Origin of the sequence: Streptomyces sp. V2I9 (assembly GCF_030817475.1) — a bacterium.
Taxonomy (GTDB): domain Bacteria; phylum Actinomycetota; class Actinomycetes; order Streptomycetales; family Streptomycetaceae; genus Streptomyces.
On sequence record NZ_JAUSZJ010000002.1, the window covers coordinates 1,926,696 to 1,952,278 of the forward strand.

Annotated in this window: 22 protein-coding genes; 11 read left to right on the forward strand and 11 right to left on the reverse strand. The window is 71.2% G+C overall.

What is annotated here, in order from left to right; genetic code table 11:
* Positions 1-70: 70 nt before the first annotated feature.
* A complete protein-coding gene (locus QFZ71_RS08625; protein WP_307667668.1) occupies positions 71-406 on the forward strand; it encodes a metalloregulator ArsR/SmtB family transcription factor in 336 nt (111 codons plus the stop codon).
* Positions 403-1,149 carry a DUF2071 domain-containing protein gene (locus QFZ71_RS08630; RefSeq protein ID WP_307667669.1) on the forward strand — a complete coding sequence of 249 codons (747 nt, stop codon included), beginning with the start codon at positions 403-405 and terminating at the stop codon, positions 1,147-1,149. Before QFZ71_RS08625 ends, QFZ71_RS08630 begins: the two co-directional genes overlap by 4 nt.
* An 18-nt stretch (positions 1,150-1,167) precedes the next feature.
* Here the strand turns inward: QFZ71_RS08630 and QFZ71_RS08635 are convergent, their stop codons facing one another.
* Complete coding sequence (locus QFZ71_RS08635; protein ID WP_307667670.1) at positions 1,168-1,971, reverse strand: hypothetical protein; 804 nt, start codon at positions 1,969-1,971, stop codon at positions 1,168-1,170.
* A 45-nt stretch (positions 1,972-2,016) separates the two neighbouring features.
* Here QFZ71_RS08635 and QFZ71_RS08640 point away from each other — a divergent pair, with 45 nt between their 5' ends.
* Positions 2,017-2,700: a CatB-related O-acetyltransferase gene (locus QFZ71_RS08640; RefSeq protein ID WP_307667671.1), complete on the forward strand. Its 684-nt coding sequence runs from the start codon at positions 2,017-2,019 to the stop codon at positions 2,698-2,700.
* Positions 2,701-2,737: 37 nt separating this feature from the next.
* Here QFZ71_RS08640 and mycP read toward each other — a convergent pair whose 3' ends face one another.
* Positions 2,738-3,910, reverse strand: a complete 1,173-nt coding sequence (gene mycP, locus QFZ71_RS08645) for a type VII secretion-associated serine protease mycosin (RefSeq protein ID WP_307667672.1) — start codon at positions 3,908-3,910, stop codon at positions 2,738-2,740.
* Positions 3,911-3,997: 87 nt separating this feature from the next.
* A complete protein-coding gene (locus tag QFZ71_RS08650; RefSeq protein ID WP_307667673.1) occupies positions 3,998-4,132 on the reverse strand; it encodes a hypothetical protein in 135 nt (44 codons plus the stop codon).
* 982 nt (positions 4,133-5,114) lie between these two features.
* Between QFZ71_RS08650 and QFZ71_RS08655 the strand changes: the two genes are divergently transcribed.
* Positions 5,115-5,249 (forward strand): hypothetical protein, encoded by a 135-nt coding sequence (locus QFZ71_RS08655; protein WP_307667674.1) that lies wholly within the window; start codon positions 5,115-5,117, stop codon positions 5,247-5,249.
* A 271-nt stretch (positions 5,250-5,520) separates the two neighbouring features.
* Here QFZ71_RS08655 and QFZ71_RS08660 read toward each other — a convergent pair whose 3' ends face one another.
* The gene (locus QFZ71_RS08660) at positions 5,521-6,006 is read right to left on the reverse strand and encodes a hypothetical protein (RefSeq protein ID WP_307667675.1); all 486 of its coding nucleotides are present in this window, start codon (positions 6,004-6,006) and stop codon (positions 5,521-5,523) included.
* Positions 6,007-6,248: 242 nt separating this feature from the next.
* Positions 6,249-6,869, reverse strand: a complete 621-nt coding sequence (locus QFZ71_RS08665) for an XRE family transcriptional regulator (RefSeq protein ID WP_307667676.1) — start codon at positions 6,867-6,869, stop codon at positions 6,249-6,251.
* A gap of 335 nt (positions 6,870-7,204) precedes the next feature.
* Between QFZ71_RS08665 and QFZ71_RS08670 the strand changes: the two genes are divergently transcribed.
* Positions 7,205-8,653 carry an NCS2 family permease gene (locus tag QFZ71_RS08670; protein ID WP_307667677.1) on the forward strand — a complete coding sequence of 483 codons (1,449 nt, stop codon included), beginning with the start codon at positions 7,205-7,207 and terminating at the stop codon, positions 8,651-8,653.
* A 60-nt stretch (positions 8,654-8,713) separates the two neighbouring features.
* Here the strand turns inward: QFZ71_RS08670 and QFZ71_RS08675 are convergent, their stop codons facing one another.
* Positions 8,714-9,061: a VOC family protein gene (locus QFZ71_RS08675; RefSeq protein WP_307667678.1), complete on the reverse strand. Its 348-nt coding sequence runs from the start codon at positions 9,059-9,061 to the stop codon at positions 8,714-8,716.
* A gap of 113 nt (positions 9,062-9,174) precedes the next feature.
* Positions 9,175-9,825 carry a DsbA family protein gene (locus QFZ71_RS08680; RefSeq protein ID WP_307667679.1) on the reverse strand — a complete coding sequence of 217 codons (651 nt, stop codon included), beginning with the start codon at positions 9,823-9,825 and terminating at the stop codon, positions 9,175-9,177.
* A gap of 145 nt (positions 9,826-9,970) precedes the next feature.
* Here QFZ71_RS08680 and pepN (QFZ71_RS08685) point away from each other — a divergent pair, with 145 nt between their 5' ends.
* From pepN (QFZ71_RS08685) to QFZ71_RS08700, 4 genes are all read left to right on the forward strand, one after another.
* The gene (pepN, locus tag QFZ71_RS08685) at positions 9,971-12,571 is read left to right on the forward strand and encodes an aminopeptidase N (protein WP_307667680.1); all 2,601 of its coding nucleotides are present in this window, start codon (positions 9,971-9,973) and stop codon (positions 12,569-12,571) included.
* Positions 12,572-12,915: 344 nt separating this feature from the next.
* The gene (locus tag QFZ71_RS08690) at positions 12,916-13,983 is read left to right on the forward strand and encodes a hypothetical protein (RefSeq protein WP_307667681.1); all 1,068 of its coding nucleotides are present in this window, start codon (positions 12,916-12,918) and stop codon (positions 13,981-13,983) included.
* 316 nt (positions 13,984-14,299) lie between these two features.
* Entirely contained in the window at positions 14,300-17,608 is a 3,309-nt protein-coding gene (locus QFZ71_RS08695) for a S8 family serine peptidase (protein WP_307667682.1), read from the forward strand.
* 337 nt (positions 17,609-17,945) lie between these two features.
* Complete coding sequence (locus QFZ71_RS08700; RefSeq protein WP_307667683.1) at positions 17,946-18,974, forward strand: aspartate-semialdehyde dehydrogenase; 1,029 nt, start codon at positions 17,946-17,948, stop codon at positions 18,972-18,974.
* Between the two features lie 222 nt (positions 18,975-19,196).
* Here QFZ71_RS08700 and QFZ71_RS08705 read toward each other — a convergent pair whose 3' ends face one another.
* Positions 19,197-19,697, reverse strand: coding sequence for a DUF1203 domain-containing protein (locus QFZ71_RS08705; RefSeq protein WP_307667684.1), 501 nt, complete (start codon positions 19,695-19,697; stop codon positions 19,197-19,199).
* A gap of 125 nt (positions 19,698-19,822) precedes the next feature.
* On the opposite strand from QFZ71_RS08705, the gene pepN (QFZ71_RS08710) reads away from it, so the two are divergent.
* Together pepN (QFZ71_RS08710) and QFZ71_RS08715 are read left to right on the forward strand one after the other, a co-directional pair.
* Entirely contained in the window at positions 19,823-22,399 is a 2,577-nt protein-coding gene (gene pepN, locus QFZ71_RS08710; RefSeq protein ID WP_307667685.1) for an aminopeptidase N, read from the forward strand.
* 183 nt (positions 22,400-22,582) lie between these two features.
* Positions 22,583-22,960 (forward strand): nuclear transport factor 2 family protein, encoded by a 378-nt coding sequence (locus tag QFZ71_RS08715; RefSeq protein WP_307667686.1) that lies wholly within the window; start codon positions 22,583-22,585, stop codon positions 22,958-22,960.
* A gap of 52 nt (positions 22,961-23,012) precedes the next feature.
* On the opposite strand, the gene alc is transcribed toward QFZ71_RS08715, so the two are convergent.
* The 3 genes from alc to QFZ71_RS08730 all read right to left on the reverse strand — a co-directional run bounded on the left by alc (position 23,013) and on the right by QFZ71_RS08730 (position 25,552).
* On the reverse strand, positions 23,013-24,167 hold the full coding sequence (gene alc, locus QFZ71_RS08720) for an allantoicase (protein WP_307667687.1): 1,155 nt from the start codon (positions 24,165-24,167) through the stop codon (positions 23,013-23,015).
* Between the two features lie 64 nt (positions 24,168-24,231).
* On the reverse strand, positions 24,232-25,140 hold the full coding sequence (locus tag QFZ71_RS08725; protein WP_307667688.1) for a LysR family transcriptional regulator: 909 nt from the start codon (positions 25,138-25,140) through the stop codon (positions 24,232-24,234).
* Between the two features lie 199 nt (positions 25,141-25,339).
* A complete protein-coding gene (locus QFZ71_RS08730; RefSeq protein WP_307671377.1) occupies positions 25,340-25,552 on the reverse strand; it encodes a hypothetical protein in 213 nt (70 codons plus the stop codon).
* Between the last annotated feature and the right edge of the window lie 31 nt (positions 25,553-25,583).

Sequence of the window (25,583 nt, forward strand, 5' to 3'; positions counted from 1 at the left end):
AGGACGTGACTCGCGGGGGCTTTCCCATGGCGACTGTTTAGCTATTTAGCTCATGTGCTAAACATGCATCATGGAATCACCCGCCGACGACGAGGCGAGCGCCTTCCGCGCGCTCGCCGATCCCACCCGCCGCCAGATCCTGGAGGATCTGCGGGGCGGCGAGCTGGCAGCCGGGGAGATCGCGAGCCGGTTCTCGATCAGCGCACCGTCCATCTCGCGCCACCTGGGCGTCCTCAAGGGGGCCGGACTCGTCACCGAGCGCCGGGACGCCAACCGCATCCTCTACTCCCTCGCCGAGGAGCGGCTCGCCATGTGCGTGGGGCGCTTCCTGAGCGCCGTGTGCCCCGAACAGATCGTGCTCCGCCACACGAAGTGGCGCCCTGCCCCGGAAGGCGAATCCTCGTGATCGGACCCCGGCTCTCCAGCGTCATCGAACGCCGCCTGCTGGTGAACTACCGCGTGGACCCGTACATCGCGGCGGCCCTGCTGCCCGCACCGCTGCGGCCCCACCTGGTGCGCGGCCGGGCGGTGGCCGGGATATGCCTGCTCCGGATCGGCGGCGTCCGTCCCGGCTGGGCCCCGGCGGCGACCGGTATGACCAGCGAGAACGCGGCGCACCGGATCTCGGTGGAGTGGGACGGACCGGACGGCGTCGAGCGCGGCGTGTACATCCCGCGTCGTGACACCGCCTCCCGCCTCAACGCCTTCGTGGGCGGGCGGCTCTATCCGGGCGAGCACGGCCGCGCGGACTTCACGGTGCGGGAGGACGCCGACGCCGTACGGGTGGCCTTCGCGACGCGGGACGGCGAGGTGGAGGTGGACGCCACGGTGGAGCCCGCCGACGAACTGCGCGGCAGCGAGCTGTTCACGGACCTGGCGGAGGCGTCGGAGTTCTTCCGCCTGGGCCACCGGGGCCTCTCCCCCCGCGCCGGGGGCACACACCTGGACGTCCTCGAACTGTCCACGGAGGCCTGGAAGGTGACGGCGGGCCGAACCCGGTCCGTACGCTCCACGTTCTTCGAGGACCTGGACCGCTTTCCGCCGGGCAGCGCGGTGCTGGACAGCGCACTGGTGATGCGGGGCGTGCCGGCGGACTGGTCACAGGGCGAGCCGTTCCGGCTGGGGTGCGAGGCCGGGGTGGCGGCGTAGCAGGCGGCGTACGGGATGCTACGAGGCGGCGGGCTCGGCCGGGTCGGCAGCGCACCGGGCGGGGAACAGGACGGTGGGCGGGGCGAGTTCGTCCGGATGCGCGCCGTCGATGCGCAGGCAGGCATCGGGGCTGTCCGCGACGAGGGGGTAGAGCAGGGCGACCTGCGCGGGGAGGGGGGCGGCGCGGCCGAGGCGGTGCGCCTCCGCCGTCCGCGTACCGTCCGGGAAGCGCCCCGCGAGCTCCCCGAACACCGTCGCACCACCCGCGTCGGCGGCCACCTCGTGCACGTCGAACCGCCAGTGGCGGGCGGCATCGGCGAGGAGCCGTCCGCCCTCGGGCCCGGACGCGGCGAGCAGGTCGCGCTCGCACCGGAGGTGGTCCGCGAGGGCGCAGCAGATCGTGACGGCCTCGGCGTACGGGGTCGCCACGCGGGTACGCCCGTCGCGGGAGGCGAACGCGAGGGCGTCGTCGAGCAGCCCGAGGGCGGTCGCCGCGGCGTGCGGATGGCCGTGCCGCACGATGCCGAGGAGGATCGGCGCGGCGGTGACGGCGGCGGGGAACGCGGCCCCGCTGTGGTCGTGCAGGAGCCCGCCGCCCGCCAGGAGCGAGCCGGCGTCGGCGGCCCGGACGAGTCCCGTCGCCGTGGCGAGGGCGCGCAGGCCCGTGGCGGCGCGGCCGGGGTCGTAGAGGCCGGGGTCATCGGCGGGCCCCGGTATACGGCTCCAGTCGACTGCTTCGATCGCGTCCAGTGTCACCGCCGCATCGTCGCACCTCGGCGACTGCACGGAAATTACCTCCGCCTCACTGTCCCCAGCTGCCACGATGACCACCTCACGCCCCATGACTCCCACTCCGGAAGTGCTGCCATGACCTCCCCCTCCGCGCCCTTCCCGGCGGACCCCACCGTCCTGCACCCGATGCCCGGCCAGCCGCGCGTGGTGCAACTGAAGCCCCTGGTCACCTCGGAGTTGGTGGAGGTCGGGGACTACTCGTACTACGACGACCCCGAGCACGCCACGGAGTTCGAGACCCGCAACGTGCTCTACCACTACGGTCCGGAACGCCTGGTCATCGGCAAGTTCTGCGCGCTCGGCACCGGGGTGCGGTTCATCATGAACGGCGCCAACCACCGGATGGACGGGCCTTCCACATTCCCGTTCCCGACCCTCGGCGGCTCGTGGGCCGACCACTTCGACCTGCTGACGGGCCTCCCGAACCGGGGTGACACCGTGATCGGCAACGACGTCTGGATCGGGTACGAAGCGGTGATCATGCCGGGTGTCCGTATCGGGCACGGAGCGATCATCAGCTCCCGGTCCGTGGTGGTCTCGGACGTCCCGGATTTCGGCATCGTCGGCGGCAACCCGGCCCGCCTGATCCGCACCCGGTACGAGGAGGCGGAGATCGCGCGCCTCCTGGCGGTGGCCTGGTGGGACTGGCCGGCGGAGCACCTGACGCGCCATATCCGTACGGTCATGTCGGGCACGGTGGCGGAACTGGAGGCGGCGGCACCGGGGGCGGCAGCACCGGAGGTGGAGCGACAGGCCTGAGCCCGCCGCTCCCGGCCCGGTCAGCCCCGGAGCGCCCTCATGGCGTCCGGCTGCGACGCCTGCGGACCGCCCACACCGCGACGGCCGCGCCGAGCAGGACGACGGCACCGACACCGATGGCGATTCCCACGGTGGACAGGTTGTTGCCGTCGCCGCCGTCGGACGCGGCCGGGCCGGCGGCCGGCTCGGCAGAGCTCTTGGCGGGCTCGGAGGGCTGCGCGGACGGGGATGCGGGGGCCTTCCCGGCGAGGTCGGGCAACGGATACTCGTCGGCCGGGCCCGGATCGCCCGGTTCCGTGAGCGCGATCCGGGGCCGGACGACGCCGTAGCCGATGACGTCGTCGCGGCTCAGTCCCTTGTCGTTGCCACTGGCAGTCCGGAGCAGGACCCGGAGCACCTGGTAGTTGGTCCAGTCAGGGTGCTGCGCCCAGAGGAGCGCGGCGGAGGCGGAGGCGAGGGCGGTGGCCATACTCGTGCCGCTTCCCCCGCAGACCTGACTGCTGTTCGGGCAGGCGCTGACAACGTCCACGGCTGGGGCCGCCAGGTCGACCTGCGGCCCCCATTGAGAGTCCTTGTACGGCTTGGCGTTCCGGTCCACTCCCGCCACACCGATGACACCCGGAGTCGCAGCCGGATATCTCAGTTCGTTCCGAAGGTGACCGCCGTTTCCGACCCCCGCAAAAATCAACTTTCCTTTCTCCAACGCATACTTCACAGCTGCGGTCAGCTTGGGGTTGCCCATAGGGCCACTCATGGAGATGTTGATGATCTTCGCGTCGGAGTCAGCGGCAAACCGAATGGCCAAGGCCATTTTTTCGGTGAACCCCATCCCATCGCTCGTGGCCCCTTCCCCTTCGTACGGCATTCTGATGGGAAGGATCTTGGCATCAGGCGCCAGCCCATAAGTTCCGGCGTTTCTGCCCCCAGCTCCAGTTGCAGCGATCAGAGCGGCCATCTGAGTGCCGTGATCCACCAGGTCCGTGTGTTCATCGCCTCTCTGGGCGGAGTAGTCGATGCCATCCAGAACCTGACCGCGCAGATCAATCGCATTATTGTCAACGCCGGAGTCGAGCACCGCGACCGTGATGCCTTTGCCGGTGCTCGTCTTCCACATCTCCTCGGCCTGCATCGCGTCGAGATGCCACTGCTTTTCCCGAGCGGTCTCGGCGTGTGCGGGGCCGGTCCCGACCCCCGCCATCACCAGGCTCATGCCGGCCGTCAAGGCTAGGCGCACTCCGGCGCGCTGCCTCCTGATACGCATCTCGTGTCTACCTCTTACGGATTCGGGGCGCGGACGTCACTCGACGACCGGGGGGACGATACGGCGTCCGTTCTGTTTCCAGGTGTCCTCGTCCTCGATGAGGTAGTCCGGGCGATCAGTGCCCCGCTCGTCACGGCGGGCGGCAGGCGTGTTCGAGGTCGGCCTCGCCACCGCTCCTCCTCCGGCGACCGGGTGTACTCCCGGTCGGTTCGTCTGCCGGGGCTTACCGGCGACGATGCCCCCCGCCTCGGAGGCATAGCGGCGACCACCACCGGACGCCCCGGGGCGCGCGCCGCCGCCTCCTGCCCCCATTCCAGGGGTGTGCCCCATCGGTCCCCGGGCACCCGGAGTTCCCTCACCGCCGACGACCAGCCCGCGCGGTACCCCTCGCCCCGCGCCCGTCGCGTTCGGGGGCATCGGACGGCCGCCGACGATTCCGCTGTCGTGCGGCAGGCGCGCGGAGGTCCCTGGACCCATCGGCCCTTGGACCGGCAGGGTCGGTGGCCGTCCACCGATCTGACCGGGGCGGCCCGTGACCGGTGGCGCGGGCTGCCAGGGCACCTTCGTACTGCCCGTGCCTGACACGGGAGGCGTCGGCGTGGCCTGCATTCCCAAGGAGTCAGGGGTACCGACGGGCAGCGGACCCACCGGAGGCGCGGCGGGTGACGGCGGTGTGGCAGTCGGCAGCGTTGCGAGGCCGTCGATCTCCATCCGCGTCGGAGGCTCCACGCGCGGGGCCCGTCCGGATGGTCCATCGATATCGGATTGCGGCAGGTCAGCCACCGAGCCGTGACGCAGCGGGGCGGTCACTCCGGCCACGGGTTCCCCGCCAGTCACCGGCCTCGCGGATGCAACCGGCCCCTCGCCCGACACCGGGCTTGGGGTCGCTGCCCCGCCCCCGCCCTGAGTCTCCCTGTACGAATCGTTGCTCACCCACCCTGACATGAATGCCGACGGCGGCGGGAACGTCGGCGGCGTCTCCGCGTTCACCTGATGGGCGGTAAACTCATACGTCTGGGCCAACTTCCGCAATCGCAGCGCCGCCTCGCCCCGCAGCGCGTCGATCCGAGCCTCCGCCGCAGCGGCATCCGACTGTGCGGTCCTCGCCAAACCTCGCGCATCTGGGTCGTTGCGGTTGGCCGGATCGGTAGCGGTGTCGTACGCCCCGTTCGCCTTCGTCAGCTCGTTCCGCGCCTGTGTGGTCTCGGACACCGGCGGCATCGCGGCCTTCGCTTCAGCGATGGCGCGGGCCACCTCCTCCATCCACCGCGAAGCGCCCTTGCTGTAGTCCCCCAAGCGCAGCGTCGCGCTCGCCATCTGCCCACCCCAGGCACGGAAGGCGTCTCCACCCTCTCCGTGCCAGGGAAGACCCGACACATACGTCTTGAGGTCCTCGCCGATGTTCGTGATCGTGGTGGACGCCTGGGACAGCTTCGACGCCAGGTTCGACGCACCGGCCGGGTTCGCCGACGCGATCAGGGCGACCAACTGTTGGTGCGTCATGGACTCGAAGTCCGTACTCCGCGGCTGCGGCTTTCTGCCGCCGGTCCCGTCCGCCATCAGAAGCCCGCCTCCTTGTCCGCCTTATTCTCCTTCGACGCGCCCTTGATGAACGGGTCGCGTTCCCGGTCGTAGTACGACTCGGCTTCCGCGTTGATGGCCCTCATCCGCTCGCGGATGTCCAGATCAAGGTTCGCGTAGCCCACCTGGGAGGAATGAACCGCCAGTCCCATGCCCTCGATCTGCGCGCCCAGCGCCTTCGACAGCTTCTCCAGCTCGTCGTGGACCACCGTGTACGACTCGTACAGGTACTGCGCCTCACCGAACTCCGCGGCGCCCAACTGGGCGCGGGCCACCCGGCCGTCGCCCATGCGGTCCGGTGAGGCCTCGGAGTCGCCCAGCGCGATGAGCAGATCGTCGACCCTCTTCTTGAAGGCCTTCATCTTCTGGGCCTCGATCGCCAGAGCCTGCTGCGGATTCACCGCGTACAGGCTGTCGAACGACTTCCCCGTGTCCGGAACAGCCCCGTCTTCCCCGTGCGCCACAGCGCCCTCCCCCGTACAGCAAACGCTCAAAGGGCGATTCTGACAGATCCCCGACGGGGATTCACAGGAGCAATGGAGCCAGAACCCCGTCACATTGAGTCATGTTCCCTGGGAGAACCCACCCCTGCCCTCTCTTCCTCGTCCCCGCCGGGCAGCGGAAGCGGAGCAACTTCGCCGCTGCGCATGGCCAGGGGAGGTGTGCGCGAGGTCGCGCGGGAGGACGACGCTTCACCCCGCGTCGCTCACGAACCGCCCGGCAGCCGGGACCAGAAGTGGTCCACGATGTTCTCGACGTAGCGGCGGCCGTCCTCGCCCGATGCCGTGGTGCCGCCCGCTCGGCTCAGCGTCGCCGTCATCAGGGCCTGGTACTCCTGTTGCATGGCGCTCAACGGGGCCTTCAGGTCGCGGCGGTCCATCGAGACCAGCTTGGCGATGGCCCGGACATGGGCCTGCCATCGGGTGGAGACCGCCTCGGTGAGGAGGTGGGCCAGCTCCTCCTCCAGCCCGGTGATGGCGATGAAGTCGCGTGCGGGCAGGGCGAGGACCTCGCCGAGGCGGACGGACTGCCGCCTGTCGCCGGTCCACAGGTCGGCTTCCTCCATGGCCAGGTAGGCGTCGAGGGGCAGGCCGGTGGCGCGGGCGACCTCCTCGGGAGGGACGCCGCGCGCGATGCGGTGTTCGAGCAAGGTGTGGGGCCGGCCCATGAGTTCGCTGGGACGGCACCACAAGGCCGCTGCCAGAGCGGTGAGTTCGGTCGTGTCCGGCACGTGGGTCCCGCGTTCCCACGCGATCACGTGCTCGGGGCTGACATGGGTCGTACCGAAGGAGGCGCGCATGCCGTACGCCACATGCCCGGGTTCCATCCCGAGCTTCTCGCGCAGGGCACGCGCTGCACGCGCATTGAAGGGGAGTGGTGGGTGCACATACGGAGCGTAGGGGGACCGTCACCCGGACTTCCATGCCCCCTGTCGGCTGCCTGCCGGTTTGACGGCAAAGGTCGCCGCCGATTCCGTAGGAAGCCACAGGGCCGAAAAGGCATCAACTACGCGCTCTACGCGGGTAGTTGCGCTCCTGCCGGTGCCGCGTATGATCCGCTCGCAAGGTGCCGCGTGTGCGTTCGCACAGCGCCTGCCCCGCCCGTCGGGCAGCACCGGCGCCCTCCTTTCCCTTCATCATTCGCAGGTCCAGGAGATCAGCCATGCACTCCAGCACGACCAGCCCGCCGCCCGCCGCCGAGCCCGGCGGATCAGGGGGCGCCGTCGACCGGTTCTTCCGCATCAGCGAGCGCGGTTCGACCTACATACGGGAGATACGCGGCGGATTCGCCACGTTCTTCACGATGGCATACATCCTCGTGCTCAACCCGATCATCCTCGGCGGCGCCGAGGACAAGTTCGGCGAGCAGCTGGACAGCGTGCAACTGGTCACCGCCACCGCCCTGGTCGCCGCGGTGATGACGCTGATCATGGGTGTGGGCGGCAACCTGCCGCTGGCCCTGGCGGCGGGTCTGGGGATCAACGCCGTCGTCGCCTTCCAGATCGCTCCGCTGATGAGCTGGGAAGACGCGATGGGCCTCATCGTGCTCGAAGGTCTGCTGATCTGCGTCCTGGTGGTGACCGGGCTGCGCGAGGCGATCATGCACGCCATCCCGCAACCCCTCAAGCAGGCGATCAGCGTCGGGATCGGTCTGTTCATCGCGTTCATCGGCTTCGTGGACGCCGGGTTCGTCACCCGCATCCCCGATGCCGCGAACTCCACCGTGCCCGTCCAGCTCGGCACCGGCACGCTCACCGGCTGGCCGATGCTCGTCTTCTGCCTCGGCGTCCTCCTGACGATCGTCCTGCTCGCCCGGAAGGTGAAGGGCGCGATCCTCATCAGCATCGTCCTGATGACCGTCGTCGCGGTCGTCATCAACGAGCTCGCCGACATCAAGGCCTGGGGCCTGACCTCGCCCTCGCTGCCCGGCAACCCCGTCGCCGCGCCCGACTTCGGGCTGCTGGGCCGGTTCGACCTGTTCGGTTCGTTCGGTCAGGTCAGCGTGCTGACGGTCGTCCTGCTCATCTTCACCCTGATCCTGTCCGACTTCTTCGACACGATGGGCACCGTCGTGGGCGTCACCGCCGAGGCCGGCCTCCTCGACGAGCGGGGCCAGGTGCCCGGTCTCGGCCGCGTCCTGCTCATCGACGGCGCGGCCGCCGTCGCCGGTGGCGCCACGTCCGCGTCGTCGGCCACCACCTACATCGAGTCCGCCGCCGGTGTCGGCGAGGGGGCCCGTACCGGCTTCGCCAACATGATCACCGGTGGACTGTTCGCGCTCGCGCTCTTCCTCACGCCCGTCCTGACGATCGTGCCGATGCAGGCGGCGGCGCCCGCCCTCGTCGCGGTCGGCTTCCTGATGATGACCCAGGTCAAGCACATCGACTGGGACCGCTACGAGGTCGCCATCCCGGCCTTCCTCACCATCGTCGTCATGCCGTTCACCTACTCCATCACCAACGGCATCGGCGCCGGTTTCGTCGCCTACGTGATCATCAAGGCGTGCCTCGGCAAGGCGCGTGAGGTCCACTGGCTGCTGTGGGGCACCGCCGCGCTCTTCCTCGTCTACTTCCTCATCGACCCGCTGGAGCAGCTCCTCGGCCTCAAGTAGGCCGTTCCGAGCGGCCGTCGGCCCCGGGGGATGCCGCCTCGGGGCCGACGGCCGTCCGCGTCAGTGACTGCCCTCGTCGGCGAGGCAGAACTCGTTGCCCTCCGGGTCCCTGAGCACGGTCCAGGACATCCCCTGCAGGGACTGCTCGCCGACGACGGTCGCCCCCAGCTTCGCCAGGCGCTCCACGTCCGCCGAGCGGTCCGGCGAGGAGAAGTCGAGGTGCACCCGGTTCTTGCCGGGCTTGGGCTCGGGCACACGCTGGAAGCCGAGCACCAGCGGGGTGGCCGCGAGGACGACGAACGCGTCGTAGTCCCGCACCTCCTCGACACCCAGCGCCTCCGCCCACCAGGCGGCCAGGGTCTGGGGGTCGGCGCAGTCGATCGTGATCATCTCCGGTGAGATTCGCATGCCCCTCACCGTACGACCCGCCACCGACAACGGCCCCCGGACAGTGTCCGGAGGCCGGGGGCCGTGGGCCGCTCGTGCGGGGGGGGTGACGCGTACGCGGTCTCTCGCCGGCGTCAGTCGAAGACCGGGCCCTGCGTCCGGGTCCGCTTGATCTCGTAGAAGCCCGGAACGGAGGCGACCAGCAGCGTGCCGTCCCAGAGCTTCGCCGCGTCCTCGCCCTTGGGGGCGGGGGTGACGACCGGGCCGAAGAAGGCGATCTGCTCGCCGTCCGCGCCGGGGACGGCGATGACCGGGGTGCCGACGTCCTGGCCGACCTTGTCGATGCCCTCCTGGTGGGAGGCGCGCAGTTCGGCGTCGTACCGGTCGGAGTCGGCGTACTCCGCCAGCTCGGCGGGGAGGTCGACGTCCTTCAGCGCGGCGGCCACGGCCTCACGGGTGGGGCCTTCGCCGTTGTTGTGGAAGCGGGTGCCGAGCGCGGTGTAGAGGGGGCCGACGACGGCGTCCCCGTGGAGCTGCTGGGCGGCGATGACGACCCTGACCGGGCCCCATGCCTGGTTCTCCAGCATGTCCCGGTACTCCTCCGGCAGCTCGTCCAGCTTGTCCTCGTTCAGGACGGCCAGGCTCATGACGTGCCAGCGGACCTCGACGTCGCGGACCTTCTCCACCTCCAGCATCCAGCGCGAGGTCATCCACGCCCAGGGGCAGAGGGGGTCGAACCAGAAGTCGACCGGGGTCGTGCCGTTCACCGGGGTGCTCTCGGACATGTCTCTCCTCAGAAGAACGCGGTACACCTGCGGGCGAGAACGCCTCCGGGGGACGACCCATTCCCCGCACGCCGCCGTCGCGGGACGCATGCAAGGATCAATGGGTTCGAACACGACACATGACACGCGCCACGAAGGAGTGCCCGTGCCCGGTGAAAACCTGTCCCGCGACGAGGCCCAGGAGAGGGCCGAGCTGCTGACCGTCGACGGATACGAGGTCGAGCTCGACCTGCGTTCCGCCGTCGGTGAGCCCGAGGGAACCGGCGGGGGCGAGGGGGAGGCCGGACCGCGGACCTTCCGTTCGCTGACCACGATCCGGTTCCGCTCGGCCCGTGCGGGAGCCTCCACCTTCGCCGACCTGGTGGCCCCGGCCGTGGACGCGGTGACGCTGAACGGGACCGCACTCGACCCGGCCGTCGTGTTCGACGGGACGCGGGTGGCGCTGGACGGGCTCGTCGAGGGCGAGAACGTGCTCGTGGTCGACGCCCGCTGCGCGTACAGCCGGACCGGTGAGGGCATGCACCGCTTCGTCGATCCGGAGGACGGCGAGGTCTACCTCTACACGCAGTACGAGCCGGCCGACGCCCGCCGCGTCTTCGCCAATTTCGAGCAGCCCGACCTCAAGGCGCCCTTCCGGTTCAAGGTCATCGCTCCCCGGAGCTGGCGCGTCTGGTCCAACGGGGCCGAGGAGTCGCGCGAGGGCGAGGTCTGGCGGTTCGCCGAGACGAAGCCGATCTCCACGTACATCACGGCCGTCGTCGCCGGTCCGTACCACTACGTGCGGGACTACTACAGCCGTACGTTCGACGACGGCACCACGCTGGAGATCCCGCTCGGCGCGATGTGCCGCAAGGGGCTCGCCAAGCACTTCGACGCGGACGACGTCTTCCTGGTCACCAAGCAGGGGCTGGACTTCTTCCACGACCACTTCGACTACCCGTACCCCTTCGGCAAGTACGACCAGGCGTTCGTGCCCGAGTACAACCTCGGCGCCATGGAGAACCCGGGCATGGTCACCTTCCGGGAGGAGTACATCTACCGTGGGAAGGTCACCTCGGCGGCCTACGAGCGGCGGGCCAACGTCATCCTGCACGAGATGGCGCACATGTGGTTCGGCGACCTGGTCACCATGGAGTGGTGGGACGACCTGTGGCTGAAGGAGTCCTTCGCGGACTTCATGGGCTCCTTCTCGATGGTCGAGGCGACCCGCTTCACCAACGGGTGGATCACCTTCGCCAACAACCGCAAGGCGTGGGCCTACCGTGCCGACCAGCTGCCCTCCACGCACCCGATCACGGCCGACATCCGTGACCTGGAGGACGCCAAGCTGAACTTCGACGGGATCACGTACGCCAAGGGCGCGTCCGTGCTGAAGCAGCTGGTGGCGTACGTGGGGCGCGACGCGTTCCTGGAGGGCGCCCGGCGCTACTTCAAGCAGCACGCGTACGGCAACACGCGCCTGGGCGATCTGCTGTCGGTGCTCGCCGAGACGTCGGGCCGGGACATGACCGCCTGGTCGCGCTCCTGGCTCCAGACGGCGGGTGTCAACGTGCTCACCCCCGTGCCGACGTACGACGCGGACGGCGTGCTCACCGAGCTGGCCGTCGTCCAGGAGGCGGCCGCCTCCCACCCGGAGCTGCGCCCGCACCGCGTCGCGGTCGGCCTGTACCGGCGGACGCCGGAGGGCGAGCTGACGCGTTACGCGCGCGCCGAGGTGGACGTGGCCGGTGAGCGGACCGTGGTGGAGGAGCTGGCCGGCTCCGAGCGGCCCGATCTGATCCTGGTCAACGACGACGACCTGACGTACTGCAAGGTCCGCTTCGACGAGGGGTCGCTGGCCACGCTCCGGGACCACCTGGGCGACATCACCGACCCGCTGGCCCGCGCCCTGTGCTGGTCGGCCCTGTGGAACCTGACGCGGGACGCGGCTCTGCCGGCCCGCGACTTCGTCGCGCTGGTGCTGGCGTTCGCCGGCCGGGAGAGCGACATCGGCGTCCTGCAGATGCTGCACGCCTGGACGCAGTCCGCGCTGGTCCACTACGCGGCGCCGGACTGGCGCGAGGAGGGCGGCCGGGCGGCGGCCGAGGGCGCGCTGCGCGAGCTGCGGGCCGCCGAGCCGGGCAGCCAGCACCAGCTGACCTGGGCCCGCTTCTTCGCGGCGGTCGCCTCGTCGGAGGCGGACTTCCAGCTGCTGGGCGGACTGCTGGAGGGCACGGCGAAGATCGACGGTCTCGACGTCGACCAGGAGCTGCGCTGGGCCTTCCTCTCGCCGCTCGCCTCGCACGGAGTGGCGAACGAGGCGGCGCTCGACGCCGAACTGGCCCGCGACGACACGGCGTCCGGCAAGCGCCACCACGTACGGTGCCTGGCCTCGCGTCCCTCGGAGGCGGTCAAGGCGCAGGCGTGGGCGGCCGTGGTGGAGTCGGACAAGCTGTCCAACGCGCTGGTCGAGGCGACGATCAACGGCTTCGAGCAGCCCTCGCAGCGGGAGTTGCTCGCCCCGTACGCGCCGCGCTACTTCGCGGTGATCGAGCGGATCTGGGCGGAGCGGTCCATCCAGATCGGCATGCACGTGGTGAAGGGGATGTTCCCCGGACTCCAGGACAGCCCCGAGACCCTCGCGGCGACCGACGCCTGGCTGAGCGAGCACGAGGACGCGGCCCCGGCGCTGCGCCGGCTGGTGCTGGAGGCCCGCGACGACCTCGCGCGGGCGCTCCGCGCTCAGGAGTGCGACCGTACGGCGTAACCCGACCGGGCAGAGCCGGGTCCCGCTCGGGGTGTCACCGGGTGACGTCGCCGTACGGGGCCGGACGGGTCGCGCGCGACTGCGAGGCGTGACCGCGGAGCACCGGCGCGGCACCTTCTCGGTGAGGGCGTGAACAGGGGTGAGGGAGGGGCGCTCGGGCAGGGCGTGCGCGCGGCGCGAAAGCGGCGCTCGCACATCTGCTCGTAGCGCCCCTCCCTCGATTCCCGGCGCGACGGCCCATTTCGATTGCCGAACGTCCGTGCATGAGGACGGTGTTGTCCGGGATTGTCGACGGGCGTGTAACAGGGGTTAGGACCCCCTCCGGGCGCGGGAAATCACGGGACATGACCCAGAACACCCCGCTCTCCTCCCGCCTTCCCCTTCACCCCGAGGCCGTGACGCTCCGTGTCCAGTCCGCCGCCCAACTACGGGCGCGCGGGGTGTCCGCGGCCCAGACGTCCGCACAGTGCCTGCCGGGAGGCCCCTGGCAGCAGATCCTGCCGGGGGTCTACCTGCTCCACTCGGGGCCGCCCACCGGTCAGGAGCGGCTGCACGGGGCGCTGCTGTACGCGGGGCGTCCCCCCGTCTCCGCGCGGCGCGCTCCGGCGGGCCTCCCCCAGCCGGGGTGCGGGGACGGGTACGGCGAGGCGATGGTCACCGGGGCCGCCGCCCTCGCGCTGCACGGCTTCGCCTCGGTGGGGCCCCTGGGTGCGCTGCACCGGATCGACGTCCTGGTGCCGCGCACCCGGCGGCTGCGGTCCACCCGGTTCGTGGAGGTGCTGCGGACCGCCGCGATGCCGCGCGCGGTGCGGGTGGGCGAGGTGCCCGTCGCCCCGGTGGAGCGGGCCCTCGCGGACGCGGTGGCGAGCACGGCGGAGGCGGCCGAGGTGCGGCGGCTGCTGACCGAGGCGGTGCGCGCGGGCCACTGCGAGCCGGCCTCCGTGGTACGGGAGTTGAGCGAGGCGGAGCTGCTGGGGCGACCCGCCGTGGTGGGTGCGGTCGACGCGCTGCTGGCCGAGGGCCGTGCGGCGGCGGAGGCACGGCTGTACGCGATGGTGCGGGAGCACGGGCTGCCGGACCCGGTGTGGAACGTGGAGCTGCGACTGCCCGGCGGACCCCGGCTCGGCGCGGTCGACGCCTATTGGCCGGATCACGCCGTCGCGGTGGAGCTGGACGTGCGGGCGCCCCGGTACGGCGTGCCGCCGCGGAGGGGCTGGGCCGAGGAGGACCCGCAGTGGGCCGCGTATACCGCGAAGCGGGAGCAACTGGAACGGCTCGGGGTCACGGTCGTCCACCTGACACCGAGGAAGCTGCGCGAGGCTGCGGACCAGCAGGCGACGGTGGTGCGGACGGCGCTGATGGCGGCGGCGGACCGGGAGCCGGCCGCGTACGTGATGGTGCTGCCGCGCTGAGCAGGGCGGCGGCACGGGGAGGTCCTCCCGGAGAGCCGCCCGGGCGGAGGGGGCGCGGGCCGGCCCGGAGGGAGCGCGGCGTTTCCGGGCCGCCGGTGCGGCTGGTCCGGACCACGGAAGCGATGCCACCCTCGTCCCGGACGTCACCGGCGTACCGTTTGACCCTGTTCCTCCCTCATGGCGCAGCACGCACCCTGGCGGATCTCTGCCATGTCCCTGACTCGTCTCCGTCAACTCTCCACAAACCCCTGTCATTTACGACAGGCTGAGCGGTCATCCGGTACCGAATTCCGGACTCTCTCTTTCAATTACAGGGATGCTGATGACCAAGGAATCCCCCAGCTCCATACCCGGGGCGAGACGAGCGGCCCGTATGGCGGCCTCGGCCGGTCTGGTGGCCGCGCTGGCCGCCTCCGGTGCCGCACCGGCCTTCGCCGTCGACGACCCGGCTCCGGCACCCGTCAAACCGGCCGCCACCAGCGACCGCGGTGACAAGCTCGGCAAGGCCGACGCCGATGTCCTGGCGAAGGCCGAGGCCAAGGGCGAGAAGAACGTCACCATGATGGTCGCCACCACCCCCGGGGCGACCGAGCAGGTCAGCAAGCAGCTGGACGCCGTCGAGGGGTCCGTGCTCGGCCGGACCTACGACAAGCTCGGCTACGTCCGGGCGACGGTCCCGACGAAGAGCGCCGAGTCCACCATCAAGGCGGCCTCGAAGCTCTCCTCCGTCCTCGGCATCGATCTCAAGCAGGAGATCAAGCTGGACGACCCGACGCCCAAGGGCGACCGCGCGGCCGGGGCGAAGCAGCCGAAGGCCACCGGCAGCTACGCGGCGCCGGGCAGGAACACCCCGGCGAAGAACCCGTACAACCCCTCCTTCGAGACGGGCGCGGTCGACTTCGTCGAGAAGCACCCGGAGGCGGACGGCCGCGGGATCACCATCGGCGTCCTGGACTCCGGCGTCGACCTCGGTCACCCGGCCCTCAGGAAGACCACCACCGGCGAGCGCAAGATCGTCGACTGGGTGACCGCGACCGACCCGGTCAGCGACGGCGACGGCACCTGGCTCCGGATGTCCGACACCGTCACCGGCCCGACGTTCACGTCCGGCGGGAAGACCTACTCGGCTCCGGCGGGCAGCTACCGGTTCGCCACCTTCGCCGAGGCGGCCACGACCGGCGGCGACATGGCGGGCGACCTCAACCGCGACGGGGACACCACCGACACCTGGGGCGTGCTGTACGACGCGGTCACCGGCACCACGCGGGTGGACCTGAACGGCAACGCCGACTTCTCCGACGACACGGTCCTCAAGCCGTACAAGGAGAAGTTCCAGGTCTCCTACTTCGGTGAGGACGACCCGCGCACGCAGGTCGTCGAGCGCATTCCGTTCGTCGTCGAGACCCGTAAGAACGTGGTCCACAACGCGGCCGGCGCGAAGGCCGACTTCGTCAACATCGGCGTCATCGAGGGCTCGCACGGCACGCACGTCGCGGGCATCACCGCGGCCAACGGGCTGTTCGGCGGCGAGATGAACGGCGCCGCCCCCGGCGCCAAGATCGTCTCCTCGCGCGCCTGCACCTGGACCGGCGGCTGCACCAACATCGCGCTGACCGAGGGCATGATCGACCTCGTCGTCAACCGCGGCGTCGACATCGTCAACATGTCGATCGGCGGCCTGCCGCCGCTGAACGACGGCAACAACGCCCGCGCCGAGCTGTACAAGCGCCTCGTGGACATCTACGGCGTGCAGCTGGTCATCTCGGCCGGCAACAGCGGCCCCGGCCTCAACACCATCGGCGACCCGTCGCTCGCCGACCACGTGATCTCGGTCGGCGCGTCGATCTCCAAGGAGACGTGGGCGGCCAACTACGGCTCCCACGTCACCAAGAAGTACGACATGATGCCCTTCTCCTCGCGCGGTCCGCGTGAGGACGGCGGCTTCACGCCGATCCTCTCGGCGCCGGGTGCGGCCATCAACACCACCCAGACGTGGGCGCCGGGTGGTCCGGTCAAGGAGGCGGGCTACGAGCTGCCGGCCGGCTACTCCATGCTCCAGGGCACCTCGATGGCCTCCCCGCAGGCCGCGGGCGCCGCGGCGCTGCTGCTGTCGAAGGCGAAGCAGCAGGGCATCGAGCTCCCCCCGGCCGACCTGCGGGTGGCGCTGACCAGCACCGCCGGCCACATCGCGGACGTGCCCGCGCACGTCCAGGGCTCCGGTCTGATCGACATCGTCAAGGCGTGGAAGCAGATCGCCAAGCAGGGCAAGCCCGCGCACGAGTTCTCGGTGAAGGCCCCGGTCGACACCGCGATCGACTTCGCGCTCAAGGACCCGGGCTTCGGCACCGGCCTCTACGACCGCGAGGGCGGCCTCAAGGTCGGCCAGAGCAAGGTCTACGACGTCGTCGTCACCCGGACCACGGGCCCGGACCGCGACGTCCAGCACAAGCTGACGTGGAAGAACAACGACGGCACCTTCGAGCTGAGCAGCCCGCAGTACGTCTCGCTGCCGCTCGACACGCCGGTCAAGCTGAAGGTCAGGGCCAAGGCGAAGACCGCCGGGGTGCACAGCGCCATCCTCCAGGTCGACGACAAGAAGACCTCCGGCGTCGACCACCAGATCATGACCACGGTCGTCATCGCCCACGAGCTGCAGCAGCCCGGTTACGCCTACAAGGCGTCCGGTTCGGTCCAGCGCAACGGCACGACGTCGTACTTCGTCAACGTGCCGGAGGGCGCGAAGACCCTTGAGGTCGCCCTCAGCGCGCTGCGCTCGGGCAGCCAGACGCGGTTCGTCTCCCTGCACCCGTACGGGACGCCGGTCGACCCGACCACGACGACCTTCTGCTACCCGAACTACGAGAACCCGGCCAACACCTGCCGCCCGGACGCGCGCTCCTACAAGGACCCGCAGCCCGGCGTCTGGGAGATCGAGGTCGAGTCGCGCCGCACGTCGCCGCTGCTGGACAACCCGTACAAGCTGGACGTCTCGCTGCTCGGCGTGGAGTTCGACCCGGCGGTGCGCACCCTCGCCGAGGCGAAGATCGGCGCGCCGACCGCGGTCGACTGGAAGGTCACCAACCAGGCCGCCGCCCTCCAGGGCAAGCTCCAGGGCGGTTCGCTGGGCTCGGCCAAGGTGGACAAGCCGTCGATCTCCACGGGTCAGACCCGTGAGACCACGGTGACCATCGGCGCGGGCGTCGAGAAGCTCGACTTCGCCATCGGCGGCACGTCGGACGCCAACGCCGACCTCGACCTGTACGTCTTCCGGGGCGCCACCCAGGTCGGCAGCGGCACCACCGCCGGCTCCGAGGAGGCGGTCAGCCTGGTGAAGCCCGCCGCGGGCACGTACACCGTCGTCGTGGACGGCTACTCGGTCCCGGCCGGGTCGACCACGTACGACTACCGCGACGTGTACTACGCGGCGTCGCTCGGCACGATCAAGGTCGACGCCTCCCAGGCGGTGAACCTGGCCAACGGCGCGTCCGCCCGGGTCGGCGCCGAGGTCGTGGTCGCCGGGGCGGCCCCCGAGGGCCGTCAGTTCTTCGGTGAGGTCCGGCTGGTCAACGCGCGCGGCACCGCCGCGGGCACCGGCAGCGTCGTGATCGAGAAGGTCACGCCGTAACGGATCACTCGTAACGGATCACTCCGGTACGACGGCGGGGCGGGCGCTCATCACGAGCACCCGCCCCGCCGTGCGTGTTCCTCGTCACAGGACGGGGAGGCCGCCGCAGATGTTCCCCGCGCACGCGCGGCCGGCGCAGATTCCGCGGTCCTCGCGCGAAGAGTCCGCAGGCCGGACAATGGATTGGACAAGGCGGGGCAGGACATACGCATCATGGTGCGGCGAACGGGCCGTACAGAAGCACGGCCGGGCAGCCGCCCGCGGCCGGGCCGCACCGACGCACGGGCCGGGCGGCCGCCCTCCGTGCAGAACATCCGTGCAGAACAGAGGAGTCCTCGTGAAGGTCGGAATCGTCGGCGCCACCGGTCAGGTCGGCACAGTCATGCTCAGGATCCTGGCCGACCGGGACTTCCCGGTCGACGAGCTGCGGCTGTTCGCCTCCGCCCGGTCCGCGGGTTCCACGATCGACTTCCAGGGCTCCCCCGTCACCGTCGAGGACGCTTCCACGGCCGACTACACCGGCCTGGACATCGTGCTGTTCTCCGCCGGCGGCGCGACCTCGAAGGCCCTGGCCGAGAAGGTCGCCTCCCGGGGCGCCGTGGTGATCGACAACTCCTCCGCCTGGCGCAAGGACCCCGAGGTCCCCCTCGTCGTCTCCGAGGTCAACCCGCACGCCGCGAAGGTCCGCCCCAAGGGGATCATCGCCAACCCGAACTGCACGACGATGGCCGCGATGCCCGTGCTGCGCCCGCTGCACGAGGAGGCCGGTCTCGAAGCGCTGACCGTCGCCACCTACCAGGCCGTCTCCGGCTCCGGGCTCGCCGGCGTCTCCGAGCTGCACGGCCAGGCGGCCAAGGTCGTCGCCGACGCGGAGAAGCTGGTCCACGACGGCGAGGCGGTGGACTTCCCCGAGCCGGAGGTCTACAAGCGCCCGATCGCTTTCAACGTGCTGCCGCTGGCGGGTTCGATCGTGGACGACGGATCGTTCGAGACGGACGAGGAGCAGAAGCTCCGCAACGAGTCCCGCAAGATCCTGGAGATCCCGGAGCTGAAGGTCTCGGGCACCTGCGTCCGGGTCCCGGTCTTCTCCGGCCACTCGCTCCAGATCAACGCCCGCTTCGCCCGCCCGATCGGCGTCGAGCGCGCCTACGAGCTGCTGAAGGACGCCGAGGGCGTCGAGCTGTCCGAGATCCCGACGCCGCTCCAGGCGGCCGGCAAGGACGCCAGTTACGTCGGCCGTATCCGGGTCGACGAGACGGTGGACCACGGCCTCGCGCTGTTCGTCTCCAACGACAACCTCCGCAAGGGCGCGGCGCTGAACGCCGTGCAGATCGCGGAGCTGGTGGCGGCCGAGCTGAAGGGCTGATCGCAGCCGTACGCGTACACCGCGAAGGGGCGGCCACCGTAGTGCACCGGTGGCCGCCCCTTCGTGTGCCGGCCGTGCCCTCGGAGCACCGGGTGGCCTCCGAGGACCACGTCGGTCCCCGCCACACGCGGACGGGGCGCGTCGCCGGTCTGCCGCACGCACCGCTCCCGGGCCATCGCCCGTACCGGCTCGAACCGGCGCCACCCGCAGCACGTCGGTCGCTCAGCGCCGCCGCACCTCGAAGTGGAAGCACCCGTACTCCACGGCCCGCACGTGCGCCAGGACCACCTCCGGGTCCGCGAACGCCTCGTCCAGGGCCGCGTCGAACCCCTTCTCCGGGTCGGCCGGGATCTCCAGGAGCCGGCCGCCCACGATGTGGCCCCGCGCGTCGTACCGGCGGACCGTGCGCAGCGCACCCACGCGGGCGAAGGGGTATCCGCCGCGCTCCGGGTCCGGGCCCGCGCACGGTTCGGCGTGGATGAAGACGGGGCCCTGCTCGTCGTACGCCCCCGGCCCCGCCCCCGTCGCGGCGGCCCAGCGGCGCAGCGGGGCGTAGGAGACGAGGACGATGCGCTCCCCCGGCTCGCAGTCGCGCAGGCAGCAGCGCAGGGGGTGGCCGCCTTCGGCCGCCGTGTACGGGCGGCAGGGGCGGCCCGCGTCGTCGGCGGCTCGGAGCTCGGCGAGGGTGGCGGGGCCGATGGGGCGGGGCTGGTGTCCGGTCATGGTGCGAGCCTGTCCCCCGAGACTGTCCGCGTCCGGCGGAAAACGGACATCGCGCTGGGGGCGCGGTACGTGGAAGGATGGCCGGAAACGCCGCATATCAAGTCGCACACCTAGGAGATGACCGCGTGCCTGGCACGAATCTGACCCGCGAAGAGGCACAGGAGCGGGCGCGCCTGCTGACCGTGGACGCGTACGAGATCGATCTCGACCTCTCCGGAGCGCAGGAGGGCGGGACCTACCGGTCCACGACCACCGTGCGCTTCGACAGCGCGGAGGCGGGGGCGGAGTCCTTCATCGACCTGGTCGCCCCGGCCGTCCACGAGGTCGTGCTGAACGGCGAGGCCCTCGACGCGGCCGCCGTCTTCCACGACTCCCGGATCGCCCTGCCCGGCCTGCGCGAGGGCGCCAACGAGCTGAAGGTCGTCGCGGACTGCGCGTACACCAACACCGGTGAGGGGCTGCACCGCTTCGTCGACCCGGTCGACGAGCAGGCCTACCTGTACACCCAGTTCGAGGTCCCGGACGCCCGCCGGGTGTTCGCCTCGTTCGAGCAGCCGGACCTGAAGGCGACCTTCCGGTTCACCGTGAAGGCCCCTTCCGGCTGGACGGTCATCTCGAACTCGCCGACGCCCGAGCCGAAGGACGACGTCTGGTCGTTCGAGCCGACGCCGCGCATCTCCACGTACATCACGGCCCTCATCGCCGGCCCGTACCACGCGGTGCACAGCACGTACGAGAAGGACGGCCAGACCGTCCCGCTCGGCATCTACTGCCGTCCCTCCCTCGCGGAGTACCTGGACGCGGACGAGATCTTCGCCGTGACCCGGCAGGGCTTCGAGTGGTTCCAGGAGAAGTTCGACTACGCGTACCCGTTCGCCAAGTACGACCAGCTCTTCGTCCCGGAGTTCAACGCGGGCGCGATGGAGAACGCGGGCGCGGTCACCATCCGCGACCAGTACGTCTTCCGCTCCAAGGTGACGGACGCGGCGTACGAGGTGCGGGCCGAGACCATCCTGCACGAGCTGGCCCACATGTGGTTCGGCGACCTCGTGACGATGGAGTGGTGGAACGACCTCTGGCTGAACGAGTCGTTCGCCACCTACACCTCGATCGCCTGCCAGGCCGACGCGGCGGGCTCGAAGTGGCCGCACTCGTGGACCACGTTCGCCAACTCCATGAAGACCTGGGCGTACCGGCAGGACCAGTTGCCGTCCACGCACCCGATCATGGCGGACATCAGCGACCTGGACGACGTCCTCGTCAACTTCGACGGCATCACGTACGCCAAGGGCGCCTCGGTGCTCAAGCAGCTCGTGGCGTACGTCGGCAAGGACGCGTTCTTCCAGGGCGTGCAGGCGTACTTCAAGGCGCACGCCTTCGGCAACACCCGCCTGTCCGACCTGCTGGGCGCACTGGAGAAGACCTCCGGCCGCGACCTGAAGACCTGGTCGAAGGCGTGGCTGGAGACGGCCGGGATCAACATCCTGCGCCCGGAGATCGAGACCGACGCGAACGGTCACGTCACCTCCTTCACCGTGGTCCAGGAGGCCCCCGCGCTGCCCGCCGGCGCCAAGGGCGAGCCGACGCTGCGCCCGCACCGCATCGCCATCGGCGCCTACGACCTCGACGCGGACGGCAAGCTCGTGCGCACCGACCGGATCGAGCTGGACGTCGACGGCGAGCGCACCGACGTGCCCGCCCTGGTGGGCAAGGCCCGCCCGGCCGTCGTCCTGCTCAACGACGACGACCTGTCGTACGCGAAGGTCCGCCTCGACGAGGAGTCGCTGCGGGTCGTCACCGAGCACCTGGGCGACTTCGCCGAGTCGCTGCCGCGCGCGCTGTGCTGGGCCTCGGCCTGGGACATGACGCGCGACGGCGAGCTGGCGACCCGCGACTACCTGGCGCTGGTGCTCTCCGGCATCGGCAAGGAGTCGGACATCGGCGTCGTCCAGTCGCTGCACCGCCAGGTGAAGACGGCGCTCGACCTGTACGCGGCCCCGGAGACCCGTGAGGGCGCGCTCAACCAGTGGACCGACGCGACGCTGGCGCACCTGCGCGCCTCGGAGCCGGGCAGCGACCACCAGCTGGCGTGGGCCCGCGCCTTCGCGGCCACGGCCCGCAACCCGCAGCAGCTGGACCTGCTCCAGTCGCTGCTGGACGGCACCGAGTCGATCGAGGGGCTGGCCGTCGACACCGAGCTGCGGTGGGCGTTCGTGCAGCGGCTGGCGGCGGCCGGGCTGCTGGACGAGGAGGAGATCGCCGCCGAGTACGAGCGGGACAGGACCGCCGCGGGCGAGCGCCACGCGGCCTCCGCGCGGGCGGCCCAGCCGTCCGAGGCGGCCAAGGCGGAGGCGTGGGCCGCGGTCGTGGACTCCGGCGAGCTGCCCAACTCGCTCCAGGAAGCGGTCATCAGCGGCTTCGTCCAGCCCGACCAGCGGGAGCTGCTGGCCCCGTACACGGAGAAGTACTTCGCCTCGGTGAAGGGCGTCTCGGACACGCGCAGCCACGAGATGGCCCAGCAGATCATCGTGGGCCTCTACCCAGCCCTCCAGGTCTCGCAGGAGACGCTGGACGCCACCGACGCCTGGCTGGCCTCGGCCGAGCCGAGCGCGGCCCTGCGCCGGCTGATGTCGGAGTCGCGCTCCGGTGTGGAGCGGGCCCTGAAGGCCCAGGCGGCGGACGCGGCGGCCGCCACCGCGTAACGCGTACCCCCGAGCGCCCCCTCCGCCGTGGCGGAGGGGGCGCTTCCGCGTTGCTCCTGGCCCTCCGGGTGCGGAGCTGTCCGGAGGAAGGGCCGGGCGCGACCGCGGAACAGGCCGGGGGCGGGCCCGGAAGGTGCTCGGGGAAACGACCGGCCCCGGCGAAGCGGCTGGTATTACTGGTGTATGCAAGAAGAGACCGCACGGTCGGCGATCGACACGTTCCTCTCCGCGTTCAACGCCCTGGACGACCACTACGTCACCGAGCTGCTCTCCCGGGCCCTGACCTCCGACGTGGTCTTCTGGGGGCCGCTGGGCCGCAGCGAAGGGATCGCGGCGGTCGAGCAGTTCGTGCTGGACATCCGGCGTCACCCCGCGGGGGCCGGAACGATGGTGCGCTGTTCGGCGGTGGACATGCCTGACGAGTGGGCCCGGTACCGGTGGGCCTTCACGACCCCGGGCGGAGGCCCCCGGCTGGCGGGAACGGACGTCGTCCACCTGCGGCGCGGCCTCATCGACCAGGTCATCGTCTTCGCGGGAGAGATCAAGCCGTCCGACTTCTGAAGGCTTCTGCTCGGGGACCCTCGGGGACGCGGGCCCGAGGGCGGTACGGGGTCTACGCGCCGGACTCCTCGTAGCGGCGGGTCAGCTCGGCCGCGCCGGACTCGGTGAGCGAGCCGTGCAGCCGCATCCGGGCCACGCCGCCGTCGGGGAAGGCGTCGAGGCGGACGTGGGTGACGACGGCGTGGGCGCGCAGCACGAACCGGTGGAGGGTGTCGGGCTGGAGGCGGGTGCGCGGGATGATCTCGAACCACTCGCCGGTGTCGCCGTTGCGTCCCTGGAGGGCGATCCAGCCGGCGGCGTTGCCCTTGAGGTGGGCGGTGTCGATCTCGACCGCGCGGACCGCGCCCTGGGCGGCAAGGCGGAAGCGGACCCAGTCGTGGGTGCCGCGGACCCGGCGGCGGCGGTTCTCCCAGCCGTCGTCCATCTTGCGGGAGGTGCCCGGCAGGATGATCTGGGTGGGCGAGGAGTAGAAGCGGTCGGAGGCGTCCTCGTAACGGCCGCCGTTGAGGACCGAGATCAGGTCCACCGTGCCGAGCGCGGCGAGCCAGGCCGGATCCGGGACGACCTCGCCGTGCACGCGGAGGCGGGCGATGCCGCCGTCGGGGTGCTGGCAGAGGCGCAGGTGGGTGGAGCGGCGGCCGCCGGTGATCCCGAAGGCGTTGGCGGCGTGGCCGCGCACGGGGGTGGGCGGCAGGATCTCCTCCCACTTCACGTCGTCGGCGAGGAGCTGCTCGGGACTCGGGGCGCCGTCGACGGAGGTGGCCTGTACGGAGACGCGCTGCGGGTAGTTGCCGCGGAAGTGGGCGGTGTCCACGATCAGGCCGCGGATGATGCCGGGGGCGCCGAGTCGGACGATGGCCCAGTCGTGGTCCTCGGGGGCCGGGAAGGGGTGGTCGGCGTCCGTGCCGCGACGGCGGCGGGTCTCCCAGCCGTCCATGATCTTCCCCTTGTGGCCGAAGCGCTCGGGGTCGAAGACGGCGCGTTCGCGGATCAGCAGGTTCTCGCGCTCGGCGAAGAACTCGTCGGAGGCGGCGATCACCCCCGCGCCGAGGCGGCGGTCCGCGAGGTCGACCAGCTCGGTGAAGGGGAGGTCCCCGGCCTCGCGGTAGTCGGCGTAGGGGTCGCCGCCGCCGTACGGTGCGGCGTCGTTGGCGTGGGGGTCGGTGTCGGGATCCTGGAAGACGGGCTCGCTCGCGTCGAAGGTCATGCCCTCACTCTGACGCCGTCCAACCCATCAGGTCCATCGAAAGTTTTCGCACATACCGTTCAGCTCAGCTGAACGATCGGGCGGTCTCGGTGAGTGCCGCGAGGACACGGGCCACGACGGGTCCGCTCTCCGCCCCGTGCCGGACGGCCGCGACCACGTGGCGGCGCGGCCGGTCCGCCTCCAGCACCCGCATCACGACGTCCTCGCGGCGTTCACGGGCGGCCATCCGGGGCACCAGCGCGACGCCCATCCCTGCCTCGACGAGGGCGAGGATGGCGGTCCAGCCCGCGGCGCTGTGGGCCTGCTCGGGGACGAAGCCGGCCGCCTCGCAGGCGGCGGTGGTGATCTCGGACCAGGGGCCGGAGCCGCCGAAGATCCAGCGGTCGGCGGCAAGGTCGGCCAGACGCAGGGCGGGCGCGCCGGCCAGCGGGTGGTCGGCGGGGAGCGCCACGTCCAAGGGGTCCGCGAGCAGCGGGAAGAGGCTGAAGCGGGGGTCGCGGGCGGTCGGCGCGTGGGCGGCCAGCGACAGCGCCACGTCCACCTCGCCCGCCGTGAGCAGGTCGTACGCCAGGGCGGCCTCGGCCTCCCGGACACGGACGTCGGGCCCCGGGCGGTCCTCGGCGCGCAGCAGCCGGACGGCGGGGACGACGAGGGCGGGCACGGCGGTGGAGAACGCGGCGATCCTGACCTCGCCGGCCTCCCCGAGCAGATAGCCGGTCAGTTCGGCGTCGGCCCGCTCCAGCTGGGCGAAGACCGCTTCGGCGTGGCGCAGGACGAGGTGGGCGGCGTCGGTGAGGCGGACCCGGCGGCCCCGGGCCTCCAGGAGGTCCACGCCGAGCTGCCTGGCCAGGTTGGTGAGCTGCTGGGAGACGGCGGAGGGGGTCATCCGCAGGGCCTCGGCGGTCGCCGTGACCGTGCCCCGGTCGCGCAGGGTGCGCAGGATGCGGAGCTTCTTGACGTCCCACTCGGTCATGGGCGCAACCTACCGGCCCGCGAGGCGGGGAGGCGCGCTCGTACGGGACCGGCGCCCGGAGGAACGCCGGGGACGCGGAGGGCCGGGGCCTACGCGACCGGGGCGGGCGCACCGTACGCGACAGGGGCCGCACGCACGGGTGCGCCGCCGGTGGAGACCACCGGCGGCGCACCCGAGGAGCTCGGCGTGCCCGTGCGGGTCAGACCTGCTTCTTGGACTTGTCCAGGACCATGACCAGGGCCGTGATCACCACGAACAGCCCGATGGGCGCGACCACGTAGAGACCGACGGTCTCCATCACGCTCAGGCGCGGAGCCGGGTCGTCACCGTCGTCGGGCGTCAGCGCGAGCGCCGGGTTCGACATGAGCAGCATCATCAGCGTCGTCCCGGCCGCAACGACGCCGGCGCGCATAGCGTTCTTCTTGTCCACGGTGCCAACGTAG

Coding starts and splice junctions, on each gene's coding strand:
- QFZ71_RS08725 (WP_307667688.1), bottom strand. CDS start 25,140: ATGACCGAGTGGGACGTCAAGAAGCTCCGCATCCTGCGCACCCTGCGC.
- mycP (WP_307667672.1), bottom strand. CDS start 3,910: ATGAGCCTGGTGATGGCGGGGGTCGGGACCGGCCCCGCACACGCCGAG.
- QFZ71_RS08675 (WP_307667678.1), bottom strand. CDS start 9,061: ATGCGAATCTCACCGGAGATGATCACGATCGACTGCGCCGACCCCCAG.
- QFZ71_RS08680 (WP_307667679.1), bottom strand. CDS start 9,825: ATGTCCGAGAGCACCCCGGTGAACGGCACGACCCCGGTCGACTTCTGG.
- QFZ71_RS08670 (WP_307667677.1), top strand. CDS start 7,205: ATGCACTCCAGCACGACCAGCCCGCCGCCCGCCGCCGAGCCCGGCGGA.
- QFZ71_RS08705 (WP_307667684.1), bottom strand. CDS start 19,697: ATGACCGGACACCAGCCCCGCCCCATCGGCCCCGCCACCCTCGCCGAG.
- QFZ71_RS08690 (WP_307667681.1), top strand. CDS start 12,916: ATGACCCAGAACACCCCGCTCTCCTCCCGCCTTCCCCTTCACCCCGAG.
- QFZ71_RS08715 (WP_307667686.1), top strand. CDS start 22,583: ATGCAAGAAGAGACCGCACGGTCGGCGATCGACACGTTCCTCTCCGCG.
- QFZ71_RS08695 (WP_307667682.1), top strand. CDS start 14,300: ATGCTGATGACCAAGGAATCCCCCAGCTCCATACCCGGGGCGAGACGA.
- QFZ71_RS08730 (WP_307671377.1), bottom strand. CDS start 25,552: ATGCGCGCCGGCGTCGTTGCGGCCGGGACGACGCTGATGATGCTGCTC.
- QFZ71_RS08665 (WP_307667676.1), bottom strand. CDS start 6,869: ATGGAACCCGGGCATGTGGCGTACGGCATGCGCGCCTCCTTCGGTACG.
- alc (WP_307667687.1), bottom strand. CDS start 24,167: ATGACCTTCGACGCGAGCGAGCCCGTCTTCCAGGATCCCGACACCGAC.
- QFZ71_RS08640 (WP_307667671.1), top strand. CDS start 2,017: ATGACCTCCCCCTCCGCGCCCTTCCCGGCGGACCCCACCGTCCTGCAC.
- QFZ71_RS08625 (WP_307667668.1), top strand. CDS start 71: ATGGAATCACCCGCCGACGACGAGGCGAGCGCCTTCCGCGCGCTCGCC.